Annotated in this window: 16 protein-coding genes; 4 read left to right on the top strand and 12 right to left on the bottom strand. The window is 60.2% G+C overall.

Annotation, left to right across the window (positions count from 1 at the left end):
• Window positions 1–174, bottom strand: coding sequence for a hypothetical protein (locus ACR0LW_RS10330; protein ID WP_170520607.1), 174 nt, complete (start codon window positions 172–174; stop codon window positions 1–3).
• 324 nt (window positions 175–498) lie between these two features.
• Between ACR0LW_RS10330 and ACR0LW_RS10325 the strand changes: the two genes are divergently transcribed.
• Both ACR0LW_RS10325 and ACR0LW_RS10320 read left to right on the top strand, forming a co-directional pair.
• A complete protein-coding gene (locus ACR0LW_RS10325; protein ID WP_170454211.1) occupies window positions 499–1,038 on the top strand; it encodes an adenine phosphoribosyltransferase in 540 nt (179 codons plus the stop codon).
• Between the two features lie 169 nt (window positions 1,039–1,207).
• Window positions 1,208–1,690, top strand: coding sequence for a fasciclin domain-containing protein (locus tag ACR0LW_RS10320; RefSeq protein WP_170454213.1), 483 nt, complete (start codon window positions 1,208–1,210; stop codon window positions 1,688–1,690).
• 38 nt (window positions 1,691–1,728) lie between these two features.
• Here the strand turns inward: ACR0LW_RS10320 and ACR0LW_RS10315 are convergent, their stop codons facing one another.
• From ACR0LW_RS10315 to coxB, 11 genes are all read right to left on the bottom strand, one after another.
• On the bottom strand, window positions 1,729–3,144 hold the full coding sequence (locus ACR0LW_RS10315) for an FAD-binding oxidoreductase (protein WP_480882592.1): 1,416 nt from the start codon (window positions 3,142–3,144) through the stop codon (window positions 1,729–1,731).
• 38 nt (window positions 3,145–3,182) lie between these two features.
• Window positions 3,183–4,001: an MBL fold metallo-hydrolase gene (locus ACR0LW_RS10310; RefSeq protein WP_480626805.1), complete on the bottom strand. Its 819-nt coding sequence runs from the start codon at window positions 3,999–4,001 to the stop codon at window positions 3,183–3,185.
• A gap of 161 nt (window positions 4,002–4,162) precedes the next feature.
• Window positions 4,163–4,747 (bottom strand): GNAT family N-acetyltransferase, encoded by a 585-nt coding sequence (locus ACR0LW_RS10305; protein ID WP_170454219.1) that lies wholly within the window; start codon window positions 4,745–4,747, stop codon window positions 4,163–4,165.
• Window positions 4,747–6,009: a M16 family metallopeptidase gene (locus tag ACR0LW_RS10300; protein ID WP_480882591.1), complete on the bottom strand. Its 1,263-nt coding sequence runs from the start codon at window positions 6,007–6,009 to the stop codon at window positions 4,747–4,749. The genes ACR0LW_RS10305 and ACR0LW_RS10300 overlap by 1 nt, the downstream gene beginning before the upstream one ends.
• A complete protein-coding gene (gene thrC / locus ACR0LW_RS10295) occupies window positions 6,006–7,394 on the bottom strand; it encodes a threonine synthase (protein ID WP_480580268.1) in 1,389 nt (462 codons plus the stop codon). Before thrC ends, ACR0LW_RS10300 begins: the two co-directional genes overlap by 4 nt.
• The gene (locus ACR0LW_RS10290; RefSeq protein WP_480882637.1) at window positions 7,391–8,068 is read right to left on the bottom strand and encodes an SURF1 family protein; all 678 of its coding nucleotides are present in this window, start codon (window positions 8,066–8,068) and stop codon (window positions 7,391–7,393) included. The genes thrC and ACR0LW_RS10290 overlap by 4 nt, the downstream gene beginning before the upstream one ends.
• 255 nt (window positions 8,069–8,323) lie before the next feature.
• A complete protein-coding gene (locus ACR0LW_RS10285) occupies window positions 8,324–9,139 on the bottom strand; it encodes a cytochrome c oxidase subunit 3 (RefSeq protein WP_170454227.1) in 816 nt (271 codons plus the stop codon).
• A gap of 22 nt (window positions 9,140–9,161) precedes the next feature.
• Window positions 9,162–9,737, bottom strand: coding sequence for a cytochrome c oxidase assembly protein (locus ACR0LW_RS10280; protein WP_170454229.1), 576 nt, complete (start codon window positions 9,735–9,737; stop codon window positions 9,162–9,164).
• Window positions 9,737–9,898, bottom strand: coding sequence for a hypothetical protein (locus tag ACR0LW_RS10275; protein WP_170632917.1), 162 nt, complete (start codon window positions 9,896–9,898; stop codon window positions 9,737–9,739). The genes ACR0LW_RS10280 and ACR0LW_RS10275 overlap by 1 nt, the downstream gene beginning before the upstream one ends.
• Window positions 9,895–10,851 (bottom strand): heme o synthase, encoded by a 957-nt coding sequence (cyoE, locus tag ACR0LW_RS10270; RefSeq protein ID WP_480580265.1) that lies wholly within the window; start codon window positions 10,849–10,851, stop codon window positions 9,895–9,897. Before cyoE ends, ACR0LW_RS10275 begins: the two co-directional genes overlap by 4 nt.
• An 85-nt stretch (window positions 10,852–10,936) precedes the next feature.
• The gene (gene coxB, locus ACR0LW_RS10265; protein WP_170632913.1) at window positions 10,937–11,848 is read right to left on the bottom strand and encodes a cytochrome c oxidase subunit II; all 912 of its coding nucleotides are present in this window, start codon (window positions 11,846–11,848) and stop codon (window positions 10,937–10,939) included.
• A gap of 176 nt (window positions 11,849–12,024) precedes the next feature.
• Here coxB and tldD point away from each other — a divergent pair, with 176 nt between their 5' ends.
• Together tldD and dprA are read left to right on the top strand one after the other, a co-directional pair.
• The gene (tldD, locus tag ACR0LW_RS10260) at window positions 12,025–13,446 is read left to right on the top strand and encodes a metalloprotease TldD (RefSeq protein ID WP_480882590.1); all 1,422 of its coding nucleotides are present in this window, start codon (window positions 12,025–12,027) and stop codon (window positions 13,444–13,446) included.
• 238 nt (window positions 13,447–13,684) lie between these two features.
• Complete coding sequence (gene dprA, locus ACR0LW_RS10255) at window positions 13,685–14,818, top strand: DNA-processing protein DprA (RefSeq protein WP_480882589.1); 1,134 nt, start codon at window positions 13,685–13,687, stop codon at window positions 14,816–14,818.
• Window positions 14,819–14,931 lie beyond the last annotated feature (113 nt).

Genomic DNA, 14,931 nt, shown 5'->3' with positions numbered 1-14,931 from the left:
CTATTCCTCGGCGTTTTCCTTCATGAAACCGCGAATAAAGCGGCGGATTTCGCGCGCTGCCGAGGTGTCGAGCTCTTTGCACAATTCGACAAAAGCATCGCGTTCATCTTTGTCCAGACGCAAGACCAACTGACTGTTTTTCTTGGTGGAACCCTTACCGTCTTTCTTTGCCACGCGCCTTTTTCCCGTCTGAATCTTGAATCTCTTTGCGATGCAATGTATATACATGGCATAGAAGTTGTAGATAGCGGGCACATAACAACAAAAATAGGATTATGGCAATGAACCTTCATACTGCTCAGGCATTTCTTTTGCGAGATCAGCGCAACTGGCGCAAACCGCACCTGTCCTGGTTGCCCGCCGCACTGTACCGATATTACGGTTTGCCCAAGGCGTCCCCGGACCGCCGCAAATAGGCGCAGGCGGTATTCTTTTCTTGCATGACTGACCCCGATGGGCCAAACAGCCCGGCGTGTTTTGACGCCAAAGGGTTGCCTCATGTCCAGAAACAAGACGGTCAAAGATTACATCCGGACCATCGTCGATTTCCCCCATGAAGGGATCATGTTCCGCGATGTGACGACCCTGTTTGCCGATCCCCGCGGGTTTCGCATGGCCATCGACCAGATGCTGCACCCTTACGCGGGTGAACGGATCGACAAGGTTGTGGGGCTGGAAGCGCGCGGGTTCATTCTGGGCGGTGCCATCGCGCACCAGCTTAGCGTCGGTTTTGTGCCGATCCGCAAAAAGGGCAAACTGCCGGGCACCACGATCAGTCAGGATTACAAACTGGAGTACGGCGAGGCGATTGTCGAGATCCACGATGACGCCATTCTGCCCGGCGAGAAAATCCTGGTGGTCGACGACCTGCTGGCGACAGGCGGCACTGCGGCGGCCGGGATCAAGCTGATCGAACGTCTGGGTGGCGAAATCGTCTCTTGCGCTTTCATCATCGACCTGCCCGAGCTGGGCGGGCGCAAGGTTCTGGAAGAGATGGGCATGGATGTGCACATCCTTTGCGAATTCGAAGGTCTTTGACCTAAACAAAATCACATATTTTTGAGTGGAAATCTGAAATGGCTCGGGCTTAGCCCGGCTTCGCCGGTTTTCAAGCCAATTCTTTGCGCGTTTCATGTGATCTGTTCCATGCGCCCGGCGTATCCCGGTTGATGCTGCTGAGAGCATTCCAAACCAGGGAGACTACGTTATGTTTCGCAAATTCGCCGCCGTCAGTGTTGCTTCGATCCTTCTGAGCACCTCGGCCATGGCCGATGGCCACGGCAAAGACATTGTCGACACCGCCGTCGCCGCCGGAAGCTTTGAAACCCTTGTTGCAGCTGTTCAGGCTGCCGAGCTGGTGGATACGCTGAAGGGTGAGGGCCCGTTCACCGTGTTTGCCCCGACCGATGAAGCCTTTGCAGCGCTGCCCGAGGGCACGGTTGCGGACCTGCTGAAGCCGGAAAACAAAGATCAGCTTGTGGCGGTCCTGACCTACCACGTCGTGCCGGGCAAAGTGATGTCGGGCGATCTGTCCGACGACATGACCGCTGCGACCGTTCAGGGTGGTGACATCACCATCGATCTGGACTCGGGCGTGATGGTCAATGACGCCAACGTTGTTCAGGCCGATATCGAGACAAGCAACGGCGTGATCCACGTCATCGACAAGGTGATCCTGCCTGCGTCCTAAGCACTGTTCTTCACGGCCCGGTCCCGGCTGGGCCGTGATCACATCTTTAGAACAGCGCCCGGGTTCATGATGCCCTTTGGGTCCAAAGCCGCCTTGATCGCCCGCATGGCAGACAGTTTCGTCGGGTCAGAGAAATGCTCAAGATCCTCTGTCTTTAGCCGACCTATCCCATGCTCCGCGCTGACAGATCCTTCGAACGCATGCACGAGATCGTGCACCGCCTGTTTGACCAGCATGCGGTCTTCGGCAAAATCTGCCCGGCTCTGCCCCTTGGGCGGAAACACGTTGTAATGCAGGTTGCCGTCGCCCAGATGACCAAAGCAGTTGATCCGGAACGGCCCCAGCGCCCCGATAATCTCAGCCCCATGCTGAATGAACTCGGGGATCGCCGAAATCGGCACTGAGATGTCGTGGCTCGAGACCGAACCGATCAAGCGATTTGCTTCGGGGATGTTTTCCCGCACCGCCCAAAGCTCCTGACGCTGCGCCTCGCTTTGCGCGATCACCCCGTCATTGACCAAACCCCTTGCACTCGCAGCGCTGAACAGGGCCTCCAAAGCGTCATACGGGTTTTGCCCGGCAGGCAGGCCCAGCTCGATCAGAACGGACCAGTCTGGCGGCGTGTCAAACGGCTGGCGCACATCCGGCAACACCTCGGTCAAGAAGTCCAGCCCCTGCCTATGGATCAACTCAAACGTACTGACCGTCTCGCCCACCTGATCGCGCGCCACGCCAAGCAGGTCGATCGCGGCCTCGGGTGAGGCAACCTGAAAAATCGCAGTCCCGGTCGCCGCGGGGCGCGGAAACAGCTTCAGCGACGCCGCCGTGATGATCCCCAACGTGCCTTCGGACCCGATCAGCAAATTGCGCAGATCATAGCCCGTGTTGTCCTTCCGCAACCGGCTGAGACCATGCCAGATCTCACCGCTTGGCAGCACGGCTTCAAGCCCAAGACACAGATCGCGGGCGTTGCCATAGCGCAGCACATTGACCCCACCCGCATTGGTCGCAAGGTTGCCGCCAATCCGGCATGACCCCTGCGCCGCCAATGCCAGAGGAAACAGCCGTCCCGCCGCCTCGGCCGCGGCCTGCACATCGGCCAGTACAGCGCCCGCTTCGACAATCATGACATTCTCGGTGGGATAGACCTCACGTATCGCGGTCATGCGTTCCAATGAGATCACCAACGGGGTCGGCCCGTCAGGCATCACCTGCCCCCCGACCAGACCTGTACCGCCGCCATATGGCAGAACGGGCACCGCCTGCTCGGACGCAAGCCGGACAAGGGCGGAAACCTCTTCGATCGAATGCGGCAGGGCCAACAGGCCCGGCTGCCCGGAAAACCGGCCACGCGGTTCTTCCAGATATCGCTCTGAAATCGGGCGCAGCACATCGATCCCCACGGTTGAGCGGATCAGGTCTGCAAGATGGTCATCAGCGGGGTTCAGGGTCATTGCTATTCATTGCCCAAGGTGCACGGCACCCACAAGCCTTATTCCAGATCAATCAGATATTCCGGCTCAAGCACCACAACGGTTGGCCGGTCAGGCAACGTGCGCAACGATACGGTGATTTCGGACGTGCCTTCACGCACAACAGGGAACTCATCACGGATATCGACCAGAAACCGATCCAGCGAGAAACTGGAAAACCAGTGCATCGGGATGATGACCGAGCTTTTCAGCCGCCTCAGCACCGAAATCATGTCGGGCAATGGCATTGTCGTACCCCCATCCACCGCCGCCATGACCACATCCAACCGCCCCAGCGCCGCGAATTGCTCATCCGAGGGCACGTGGTGCAGATGCCCCAGATGACCGATGCACAAGCCCTCAACCTCGAAGACAAAGATCGAGTTGCCCTGTTCTTCCACCCCGCCATAGACCGAGCGGATGTCGGTCGAAACATTGCGCACTAGCATCTCACCCAGATCGAGGTAGTGATCGATCCCCTGACCGAACTCGCCCCATCCCGGCAGAACATGCGGGATCGCGGGGTCCGGGTGGGCCGTCCAATGGGTGCTGTGGGCGTGGTTCATGGTCACGATGTCCGGGATCAGGTCGGCACCACCAATGAACCCGGTGAAATCCGTCACTGCGTTCAACCCGCCGCGCGTCTGGATCAGAAAAGACGCATGGGCGACATAACTGATCCGGACCGAAAACTCAGGCACAGGATCCTGCCAGGCCGCCTTGTGGATATACGCGATCCCCGGAGCTGCATCCGCAATGGCGATGCAATGGCTCGGCCGCCGCTCTTGCGCTGCGGCCCCGCCCGAAATCACCATCAATGCCGCAACCAACCAGCGCATACCCAGAGTGTAGCGCAGAACGCCCCCAAGTCATGCGCTTTAGTTGCGCATGTCCGAGCGGCACAAATCAGGTGCCAACTTTTGTGCGACGTGCCCCTTGTTCATCTGGCCAAAAATATCTCGGGGGAGTCGCGGCCTGCCGCGACGGGGGCAGCGCCCCCTTACCCCGCGTCCGTCTTGCCGCGCCGATCCGATCGAAGGCTCGCGTACAGAACATGCGTCCGCCACCGCCCATTGATCTGCAAATAGGACTGCGCCACGCCTTCATATTTGAACCCCGAGCTTTCCAACAACCCCCGAGAGGCCGCGTTTTCCGGCAGACAGGCTGCCTCGATCCGGCTCAGATCCAAACGCGTGAAAGCGTGGTGAACAACCGCCCCAATGGCCTCGCGCATGTAACCACGGCGTGCGAATGCCTGCCCGGTCCAATACCCCAGCGTGCCCGCTTGCGCCGGGCCGCGACGAATATTGTCCAGCGTGATTGCACCCAACAGCACGTCATCTTCACGCCGGAACAGAAACAGCGGAATGGCGGTGCCGCTGGCGACCGAGCGCTGCGCCCAGTAGACGCGATTGGTAAAAGATTTCCGGCTCAGATGGTCCTTGGCCCAGATCGGCTCCCACGGGGTCAGGTAGTCTTTCGAGGATCGGCGCAGCGCGGTCCAGTTGTTGAAGTCGGAATGGACGGGCGGGCGCAGGCTCAGGCGCTCGGTTTCGAGTTTCAGCTTGCGTCTGCCCAACAGCATCACGCCGCACGCCTCTCCTGCAATTCCGCCAGCAACGGCGCGCCTGAAACGGGGCCATACAGCGCCAGCGCCGCCGGGGCCTGCACCGCCATCTTCTCGGCAAAGGCACGTACATCCTCGGTGCTGACCGCGTCGATCTTGGCGACCGTATCCTCAAGCGAGGGCACCCTTCCCCAGATCTGCACCAGACGCGCCAGACGTTCCGCGCGGTTCGATGGGCTTTCCAGCCCCATCAGCATCCCCGCCTTCATCTGGGCGCGGGCGCGGGCGACCTCTTCGGGGCTCATGTCCTCGGCCGCGCGCTTCATCTCATCAATTGTGATCGTCGCCAGTTCGCCCACCTGATCGGCCGAGGTTCCGGCATAGATCGTGGTCGTTCCGGTATCGGCATAGGCCCCGGTCTGGGCAAAGATCGTATAGCACAGCCCGCGCGTCTCACGCACCTCCTGAAACAGGCGTGAGGACATGCCGCCGCCCAAGGCAGTCGAGTAAATCTGCGCCGTATAGATCGCATCGTCACTGTAGCCCGGACTTTCCAGAGCCAGCGCGAAATGGGCCTGCTCCAGCTCTTTCTCCTGCCGAGCCTCACCGCCGGTGAAACGGGCCGCTTCGGGGATCAGACCCTTGCGCGGTTGCAGATGACCAAACATTTCTTCGGCCATTTTCATCAGCGCATCGTGATCCACGGCACCCGCTGCGGACAGGATCATCTGCTCGGGCCCGTAATGTTCCGCCACGAACCCCGACAGATCCTCACGCGAGAACGCGCTGACCCGTTCGGTTGGTCCCAGTATGGTTCGCCCCAAGGGCTGATCGTGATAGCTCTGCTCCTGCAACCAGTCAAAGATCACGTCGTCGGGCGTGTCATAAGCCTGACCGATCTCCTGCAGGATCACACCACGCTCAACCTCAATCTCGCGCGGGTCGAAAACCGGGTTCAGAACAATGTCGCCGATCACATCCATCGCCAGCGCCACATCGTCTTTCAGCACACGCGCGTAATAGGCCGTGACCTCGCGCGAGGTATAGGCGTTGATATAGCCGCCCACATCCTCGATCGCCTCAGCGATTTGCAGCGCGGACCGCCGTTCCGTACCCTTGAACGCCATATGCTCAAGGAAATGGGCGATGCCGTTCTGTTCGATCCGTTCATGCCGCCCGCCGGCGGTCACCCAGATGCCGATGGCCGCCGATTGCAGCCCCGGCATATGTTCACTGACGATACGAAAACCGTTCTTCAGCTGGTCCTGTCTGACTGTCACTCAGCAATATGCCTTCTGATATGATCCTCAAGGGCGCCCAGATCATTGGCAATCCGCGTCACCCGTTCCGGACGTTCATACAGATCAGACATGCGGGATGGAAGAGGCGGATGTTCGCCGCTCGCCGTCTCGACCGCCGCCGGGAATTTCGCCGGGTGCGCGGTGGCCAGCGTGATCATCGGAACGTCCGCCGCGCGGTGATCCTCGGCGACCTTGATGCCAACGGCGGTGTGCGGGCAGACCAGCTCGGCGCTGCGACCCAGCGTGGATTTGATCGTCGCCAGCGTTTCCTCCTCGGACACCCTTCCCGAGTCGAAATTCTCGCGCAGCGCCTCCATCGCGCCCTGACTGACGTTGAAGCCACCGGACTTGAGTTCATCCATCAACTGCGCCACGGCGCTGCCATCCTCGCCATAAGCGTAATACAGCGCGCGCTCAAAGTTCGAGCTGACCTGAATATCCATCGACGGGCTGATCGAAGGGATGGTATCGCCCTTGAAATACCCCTCGCCCGAGAGGCAGCGATGCAGGATGTCGTTCTGGTTCGTCGCCACCACCAGACGGTCGATGGGCAGGCCCATGCGTTTGGCGATGTAACCGGCAAAGATGTCACCGAAATTTCCGGTGGGCACGGTAAAGCTGACCTTGCGATGCGGTGCGCCAAGGCTGGTGGCCGCCGAGAAATAATACACCACCTGCGCCAGCACGCGCGCAAAGTTGATCGAGTTCACACCGGCCAGTTTGACCCCGTCGCGGAAGTCGAAATCGTTGAACATATCTTTCACGGCGGCCTGACAATCGTCAAAATCGCCATCAACGGCCAGTGCATGAACATTGCTGTCGGCGGGTGTCGTCATCTGACGGCGCTGTACCTCGGACACGCGGCCATGCGGGAACAGGATGAACACGTCCACCGCGTCCAGCCCCCGGAACGCCTCAATCGCGGCCGAGCCGGTGTCGCCGCTGGTCGCGCCCACGATGGTCACGCGATCATTGCGCCGTTTAAGCGCCACCTGGAATAGCTGACCGATCAGCTGCATGGCGAAATCCTTGAAGGCCAGCGTCGGCCCGTGGAACAACTCCAGCAGGAAGTGGTTCTCGTTCAACTGCTTCAGCGGCGCGCGGGCATCGTGGCCGAAGCCTTCATAGGCGCGGGCGATGATATCCTTGAACTCACCTTCGGCAAATGAGCCGCTGACATAGGGCCACATCACCCGAAACGCGATTTCCTCATAGGGCAGACCGGCCAAAGCGGCGATGTCGTCGTGGCTCATCACCGGGATTTCGGCGGGCAGGTACAGGCCGCCATCACGGGCCAGCCCGGTCAGCATCGCCTCTTCAAAACTCAGTTCGGGCGCCTGCCCACGGGTCGAGATATATTTCATGTCGCGTCACTTTCAGAATTGGCACGGCTGCGCCACAGGAAGTACCCGGTCATCGCGGCCCAGACCAGAGCCAGACCAAACCAAGTGATTGCATATTGCAGATGATCGTTCGGAATGCCCGTCGTGCTGACGGGCAAGGGCGTGATGCCGGGGTCGGTTTGCGACCGGGCGATCAGCAAGACAGGCTCTGCCCCCAAAGCGGCGGCCAGATTGGGCACGTCGCGGGCAAACCAGATGTTGGCATCGATATCGGGCTCGGGCGTGTAACTGTCGATCTCATCTGGCCAGTGCAGATTGCCGGTGATCTGCATAGGCCCGGTCAGGCGGTCGGTCTGTTTCGCCGTGGTCGGCACAAATCCGCGATCTACCAGAATGGTCCGGCCCTGCGTGCTGAAGGACTGGATGATGCGGTACCCTGCCCCGACCTGCTTGACCGAGACCAGAACGTGGATTTCACCCGGTTCCATGTCGCCCTCGACGACGACCGGCAGGTATTTGTCAACACCCTCGGAGATCTGCTGCGGCAGCGCCACAGGGTCGGCTGAAATGCGGCTGTCGATCTCCGCCAGCACGCCCTGTTTCCATGCCAGCCTTTGCACCTGCCACACGCCCAGCGACACCAGCACGGCGAGACCGGCAAGGCCGAAGATCAGCAGAAACAAAAAGCGGCGCATGGCGGGGGCAAACCTCATTGCAGGAACCGGCGTCTTGTTAAGGGCGGCGCGGGCCGGATTGCAACCACGCAATTGTATCGGGCGCAATCTTGCGCCCTTGAAGCGCTTTTCGTTTGTTTTGAATCAGAATGCGCTGCCTCTCCCTTCGGTCGAACGCGCATTCTGATGAAGAAATCTAGATAAAACGAAAAGCGCCCTAATCGAGAAAAAGCCGCCCCAAGGGGCGGCTTTTGCAATTGGATCACCTGACCGGTGTTACATCAGCGGGGCCTGGCCCCAGATGTAGACGGCGAAGAACAGGAACAGCCAGACGACGTCAACAAAGTGCCAGTACCAGGCAGCAGCCTCGAAACCCACGTGCTTTTCAGGGGTAAAGTCGCCCTTGAGCGCGCGGATCAGACAGACCGACAGGAAGATCGTGCCGATGATCACATGCGCGCCGTGGAAACCGGTCGCCATGAAGAAGTTCGAGTAGAACTGGTCGCCGCCAAACTTCCAGTCCTCATGCGCGAGCAATTCATAATATTCGAAACCCTGCAGCGCGGTGAAGGCGATGCCCAGAACGATACCGATGGCCAGACCGTTGATCAGCGCCTTGCGGTCATTGTCGTGCACCAGCGCGTGGTGCGCCCAGGTGATCGCACAGCCCGACAGCAGCAGGACCAGAGTGTTGATCAGCGGCAGGTGGAACGGGTCAACCGCATGGATATCCGGCTGGATGTATTCAGTGCCTGCATAGTCGTACATCGGATACATGCGATGTTTGAAGAATGACCAGAACCAGGCAAAGAAGAACATCACCTCGGACATCACGAACAGAATGAAGCCATAGCGCAGACCGATGCGCACGACCGGCGTGTGATCGCCCTGGCGGCTTTCGACCACCACTTCGGACCACCAGGCGAACATGGTATAAAGAACAGCCACCAAACCGGCCCAGAACATCCATGGCGTGATGCCGTGCATCCACAGGACGGCTCCGAACAGCATCACAAAGCCCCCAATCGCGCCGACAAGCGGCCAGATTGAGGGGTTCAGAATGTGGTAATCATGGTCTTTTGCGTGTGCCATCAGTGTCCCTCACCTAAAGGCGTTAGTTCGTGTTTGTATCGGTCTGCGCGTCCAGGGCGGCAAAGCCCTCGGGCAGGTCAATTTCGTAGAATGTATACGACAGAGTGATCGTATGCACATATTTCGCTTCCAGATCCTCGACCATTTCGGGGTCGACGAAAAAGCTGACGGGCATCTCTACCCGCTCGCCCGGTTGCAGTACCTGTTCCTCAAAGCAGAAACAGGCGATTTTCTGGAAATAGCCGCCGGCCGAATAAGGCGCCACATTGTACGACGCTTGCCCGGCGATGGGTCGGTCGGTCGGGTTGTAGGCCTCGTAAAAGGCCAGCCCGGTCTCGCCGATGCGCACTTCCATCTCGCGCTCGACGGGTTTGAACTCCCACGCCATGCCCTTGGCCTTTGAGGCATCAAAGCGAATGGTGACGGTGCGGTCCAGAATGTCTTCGGGGGCCGCTTCGGCCACGCCGGTGGTGCCGCCAAACCCAGTGACGCGACAGAACCAGTCGTAGAAGGGGACAGCGGCCCAGGCCAGGCTGCCCATCAGGACAACCACACCCACCGTTTGTGCAACCGTCTTCTGCGGGCCGGTCAATGCCATCAATTCTGTACCTCCTCAGTCGCCATGCCAAAGTCTGTGCCCGACACTTTCACGACCGTCAGGCCAAAAATGATCACGATGAACGCCGCCAGGGTCAGCCCGACCCCAAGGTTGCGGCCAAAGCGGCGTTGGTGCAGTTCGTGGCTTTTGCGCAGGCTCATGACCAGCCTCCCAAGCCGTAAGGTTTCAGCAGGGCTTCGACCAGAATAGCCCCGAAATGCAGGAAGAGGTAGAGAAGCGAAAGCTTGAAGAACCCACGCTCGACTTTGAAGTTGTCTGCCTCGGAATCGTCCTCGGTCCGGCGCGCGATCTGCCATGCGCCGCGCAGGAACAGCGCGTTCAGCACCAGCGCGACGGTCAGATAGACCGGGCCGCCAATGCCCGAGAAGGACGTGCCGACTGCCAGCAGGGCCAGCAGCACGGTGTAAACCAGAATATGCCAGCGTGTTGCGCGACGACCATGCGTGACGGTCAGCATCGGCACGCCTGCGTCGTCATAGTCCGAGCGCATGAACAACGCCAGCGCCCAGAAATGCGGCGGTGTCCACATGAAAGTCAGGGCAAACATCAGCCAGGGCTCGATCGACATCGACCCGGTTGCCGCAACCCAGCCGATCACCGGAGGGAACGCACCCGCAGCGCCGCCGATCACGATGTTCTGCGGCGTCGTGCGCTTCAGCCACATCGTATAGACGACCACGTAGAAAAAGATGGTGAAGGCCAGAAACGCACCCGCGAACCAGTTGGTCGCAAGGCCCAGCATGATTACCGACAGACCGGACAGGGCCAGCCCGACCGCCAGCGCCTCGCCTTCTTCTACCTTACCGGAAGGGATCGGGCGGTTCTTGGTACGCTTCATCACCTTGTCGATATCCGCATCCCACCACATGTTCAGCGCGCCCGAGGCTCCGCCGCCGATGGCGATGAACAGAATGGCGCAGAAACCCACGAAGGGGTGCACCGCAACCGGAGCTGCCAGCAGACCGACCAAGGCCGTGAACACGACCAGAGACATGACGCGGGGCTTCAGCAGGGCGAAGTAATCGCCAAAGCTGGCCTCATCCGCGTGCGCCTGAGCGGTCGTTGCGCTGGCATTGATGCTTGCGTCGGTCATTCCGGGTCCTTTTGCGGCGAAAGCTGCGCGATCCCCCGCGCAGCTGGCTGTTTATTGCAGACAGGTCGCCCTGCCCGCACAGTGCTTAGTTCGAAGCAACCTGATAGCTTTGCGGCAGGCCCGCATATTCGTCGATCGCGCCTTGCAGCCACTGTTCATAGGCCTCTTCGCTGACGACCTTCACAGTGATCGGCATATAAGCGTGGTCCTTGCCGCACAGTTCCGAGCACTGACCGAAATAGATGCCTTCCTTGTCAGCCTCGAACCACAGCTCGGCCAGACGTCCGGGCACGCCGTCCTGCTTCACGCCGAAGGACGGGATGGTCCACGAATGGATCACGTCTGATGCGGTGACTTGCATCACGATCACTTTGCCAACCGGAACAACCACGGCGGTGTCGGTGGCCAGCAGCCACTCATCATCGCTGTAGCCCGAGTCGGCCAGCTTGGCGCGCATCGCATCGTCCAGCACGAACGGAGTGACGTCTGCATCCGCAGGCCGCGCACCTTCGTCCAGCGTGGCCGGATGGCCCAGCAGATAGCTGTCAAACGCGAAATCGTGATCGACATATTCATAGGTCCAGTACCACTGGTTCCCGACCACCTTGATGGTGATGTCGCCTTCGGGAATCTCCTGCTGCTTGAACAGCACCGGCAGCGAGAAGGCACCGATAAAGACCAGAATCAGGATCGGGCCCAAGGTCCACGCAATCTCGACCGGGGTGTAGTGCGAGAACCGCGCCGGGGTTGGGTTTACACGCTGATTGTAGCGCACGATGCAGTAAACCAGCAGCGCGGCAACAAACACGCAGATCAAGGTGATGATCACCAGAATCATCGTATCCAACTTGTGGATGCCTTCGGCAAGGCTGGTGGCCGCAGGCTGGAACCCAAGGCCGCCATCGACCGGCTTGCCAATAATCTCAAGCTCCTGAGCCATGGCGGGAAGGCTGGAGAGGGCTGTCATAAAGCCCGAAAGCATCAAAGCATTCTTCATGTTCTGTCCTGATCGTTTGATCTTTGCGTCCCTGGCGAAAAGGTGTGAATCGGTCGCACCTCTCCCGTTGTCTTTGGCCGCGTTAAAAACCATATTCCTGCTGGTAGATAAAGCAAAATGCTTGCGTCAAACAGACGCTATTTTTGATCTGGATCAAACCCGAAAGGTCCCAACCCATGGCTCAAGCCCCGTTTCGCCCCTTTGAAAACGCTCTGCCGCATGACGAAGCGCTGTCTATACTGCAGTCCGCGACAGCCGGGGCCGAGGACGGAGAGCTGTTTGTCGAGCGGCGAAAATCCGAGGCTCTGGTCTTTGATGACGGGCGTTTGCGCACCGCATCCTACGATGCGTCCGAAGGGTTCGGCCTGCGTGCGGTGCAAGGTGAGGTTGCCGGATATGCCCATTCGACCGAGGTTTCGATCCCCGCACTAAAGCGCGCGTCCGAGACGGCGCGACTGGCCGTGGGCGACGGTGGCGGTACTCTGGCCGAGGCCCCGCGCGCCACCAATACGCGGCTTTACACGGACGAGGACCCCATCGAATCCGCCGCCTTTCCGGTGAAAATCGAAACCTTGCGCGAGATTGACGCCTTCGCCCGCGACCTTGATTCCCGCGTCGTGCAGGTCAGCGCCTCGATCAGCGCCGAGGTGCAAGAGGTCGAGATTCTGCGCCCCGATGGTGTGCTGGTGCGCGATGTGCGCCCGATGACACGGGTCAATGTCTCGGTGATTGTCGAACAGAATGGCCGTCGTGAAAGCGGCTCGGCAGGCGGTGGCGGGCGCATTGGCCTAAGCGGGCTGCTGGATCCGACCAATTGGCAGGACAAGGCGCGCGAAGCGTTGCGAATCGCTCTGGTCAATCTGGATGCGGTCCCTGCCCCGGCTGGCGTGATGGAAGTGGCGCTTGGCCCCGGCTGGCCCGGCATCCTGCTGCACGAAGCCATCGGTCATGGGCTTGAAGGCGACTTCAACCGCAAGGGCAGTTCGGCCTTTGCCGGGTTGATGGGCCAGCAGATCGCCTCGAAGGGCGTCACGGTGGTCGATGACGGCACGATCTCCGACCGTCGCGGCTCGATCAGTGTGGATGATGAGGGCACGCCCAGTTCGCGGACTGTGTTGATCGAAGACGGTGTGCTGACCGGCTATATGCAGGACCGCCAGAACGCGCGCCTGATGGGCGTTGCGCCCACTGGCAACGGGCGGCGGCAAAGCTATGCGCACAAACCCATGCCGCGCATGACCAACACTATCATGCTGGGCGGTGAGGCTGATCCGGCCGCGCTGGTGGCCGATATCAAGGACGGTATCTGGGCCGTTGGCTTCGGGGGCGGTCAGGTGGATATCACCAACGGCAAATTCGTGTTCTCCTGCACCGAGGCGTATCGGGTCGAAAACGGCAAGATCGGCGCGCCGGTCAAAGGGGCCACGCTGATCGGGGACGGGCCGTCGGCGCTCAAGCGGATTCGGGGGCTGGGCAATGACATGGCACTGGATCCGGGGATGGGCACCTGCGGCAAGGATGGCCAATGGGTTCCGGTCGGGGTCGGTCAGCCCACGGTTCTGATGGATGGTTTGACGGTCGGCGGCTCGGCCGCCTGAGTCGGACGAACCAGTGATACGGACGGCGCAGGGTTAACCTGCGCCTTTCTTTTGGCTTCGTGTCAACGCGTTCCACCGTTTGACAAAAAATTCACTGCAGATTTTGTTTTGTTAAATTTCAACAGTTTAGCGAATACTCTTGCGGTTTTTCGAAAGAGATTGTGTATAATTTTCCAAGATTCACAGGCTGTTAACCCGCGCAATCGTAAACCAGTTCTGCAATCAGGCGGAGCATCGGATGACCGAAGAGCAGCTTTCTTCCAATCACCCCCCACTCCCACCCACCACGGAAGAGGACAGGTTTTCCTGGCTCCGTCTGTTGCGCTCGCGCAAGGTTGGCCCGGCGACGTTTCGTCGGCTGCTGCGCGAACATGGCTCGGCGCAGAATGCGCTGGCCGCGCTGCCGGAAATGGCACGCGCTGCCGGAATAGAAGGGTATGAAATTTGCCCCCCCGGCGTGATTGAGGCGGAGCTCAAGGCCGCAAAAGCCGCCAAAGCGCTGCTTTTGTGCCTTGGGGCCGCCGATTTCCCAGATGCCTTGATGGACCTGTCCGACGCCCCGCCGTTGCTGTGGGCGATTGGGGATACGTCCGTCCTGAAACGGCGGTCGATTGCGATGGTCGGCGCGCGCAATTGCTCGTCCCTGGGGGCCCGCATGGCGCGCGGGCTGGCGAAAGAGCTTGGTGAGAAAGGGTTCGTCATCGTCTCGGGGCTGGCCCGAGGGATCGATACGTCCGCACATTTGGCCTCGGTCGATACCGGGACGATTGCGGTTATGGCCGGTGGTGTGGATGTGATCTACCCGGCTGAGAATACGGATCTTGCACGGGACATTGCCGAAACCGGCCTGCGCCTGTCCGAACAACCCATCGGCGTGACCCCGCAGGCGCGGCATTTTCCGCGCCGCAACCGAATCATTTCAGGCCTGGCGCAAGCGGTTGTGGTGGTTGAAGCCGCCGCCAAATCCGGCAGCCTGATCACGGCCCGCGACGCTTTGGATCAGGGGCGCGAGGTTCTGGCGGTTCCGGGACATCCGTTCGATGCACGCGCCGCGGGGTGCAATCTGCTGATCCGCGACGGGGCGACTTTAGTGCGCTCGGCGGAGGATGTGATTGACGCCTTGCCACCTGAACACGCCGAGATGTTCTCAGAACCGCCCTCCCCGGTTGCGACCGACCCAAAGCCCGCCTCCAACCCTGCTGCGCTGCATAACGAGATTCTGATGCGGCTGGGGCCTTCACCCATTGCCGAGGACCAGCTGATCCGCGACATCGCCGCGACCGCAGGGGAAATCGGCCCCATTCTGGTCGATCTGGAACTGGATGGGCGGATTCAACGCCAACCCGGCGGTCTTCTGTCCTTGGCCGGTTGACGCCAAAGTGGCGACAAAACGGGCCGTTAGCCCACCGGAAGACGCACTAAATCGACGCGCGCCCGCTGGTGACCAAAGGAACGCATTGACAATTCGATCTTGCCGCACACATT

Source organism: Ruegeria sp. N4 (assembly GCF_056531425.1).
Note: the sequence above shows the minus strand (reverse complement) of the source record. Positions and strands in the feature narration are given on the sequence as shown.

Bases quoted from the DNA above. Each gene is read 5' to 3' on its own strand.
- ACR0LW_RS10325 (WP_170454211.1), top strand. From the start codon at position 499: ATGTCCAGAAACAAGACGGTCAAAGATTACATCCGGACCATCGTCGAT.
- ACR0LW_RS10320 (WP_170454213.1), top strand. From the start codon at position 1,208: ATGTTTCGCAAATTCGCCGCCGTCAGTGTTGCTTCGATCCTTCTGAGC.
- ACR0LW_RS10315 (WP_480882592.1), bottom strand. From the start codon at position 3,144: ATGACCCTGAACCCCGCTGATGACCATCTTGCAGACCTGATCCGCTCA.
- ACR0LW_RS10310 (WP_480626805.1), bottom strand. From the start codon at position 4,001: ATGCGCTGGTTGGTTGCGGCATTGATGGTGATTTCGGGCGGGGCCGCA.
- ACR0LW_RS10305 (WP_170454219.1), bottom strand. From the start codon at position 4,747: ATGCTGTTGGGCAGACGCAAGCTGAAACTCGAAACCGAGCGCCTGAGC.
- thrC (WP_480580268.1), bottom strand. From the start codon at position 7,394: ATGAAATATATCTCGACCCGTGGGCAGGCGCCCGAACTGAGTTTTGAA.
- ACR0LW_RS10290 (WP_480882637.1), bottom strand. From the start codon at position 8,068: ATGCGCCGCTTTTTGTTTCTGCTGATCTTCGGCCTTGCCGGTCTCGCC.
- ACR0LW_RS10285 (WP_170454227.1), bottom strand. From the start codon at position 9,139: ATGGCACACGCAAAAGACCATGATTACCACATTCTGAACCCCTCAATC.
- ACR0LW_RS10280 (WP_170454229.1), bottom strand. From the start codon at position 9,737: ATGGCATTGACCGGCCCGCAGAAGACGGTTGCACAAACGGTGGGTGTG.
- ACR0LW_RS10275 (WP_170632917.1), bottom strand. From the start codon at position 9,898: ATGAGCCTGCGCAAAAGCCACGAACTGCACCAACGCCGCTTTGGCCGC.
- cyoE (WP_480580265.1), bottom strand. From the start codon at position 10,851: ATGACCGACGCAAGCATCAATGCCAGCGCAACGACCGCTCAGGCGCAC.
- coxB (WP_170632913.1), bottom strand. From the start codon at position 11,848: ATGAAGAATGCTTTGATGCTTTCGGGCTTTATGACAGCCCTCTCCAGC.
- tldD (WP_480882590.1), top strand. From the start codon at position 12,025: ATGGCTCAAGCCCCGTTTCGCCCCTTTGAAAACGCTCTGCCGCATGAC.
- dprA (WP_480882589.1), top strand. From the start codon at position 13,685: ATGACCGAAGAGCAGCTTTCTTCCAATCACCCCCCACTCCCACCCACC.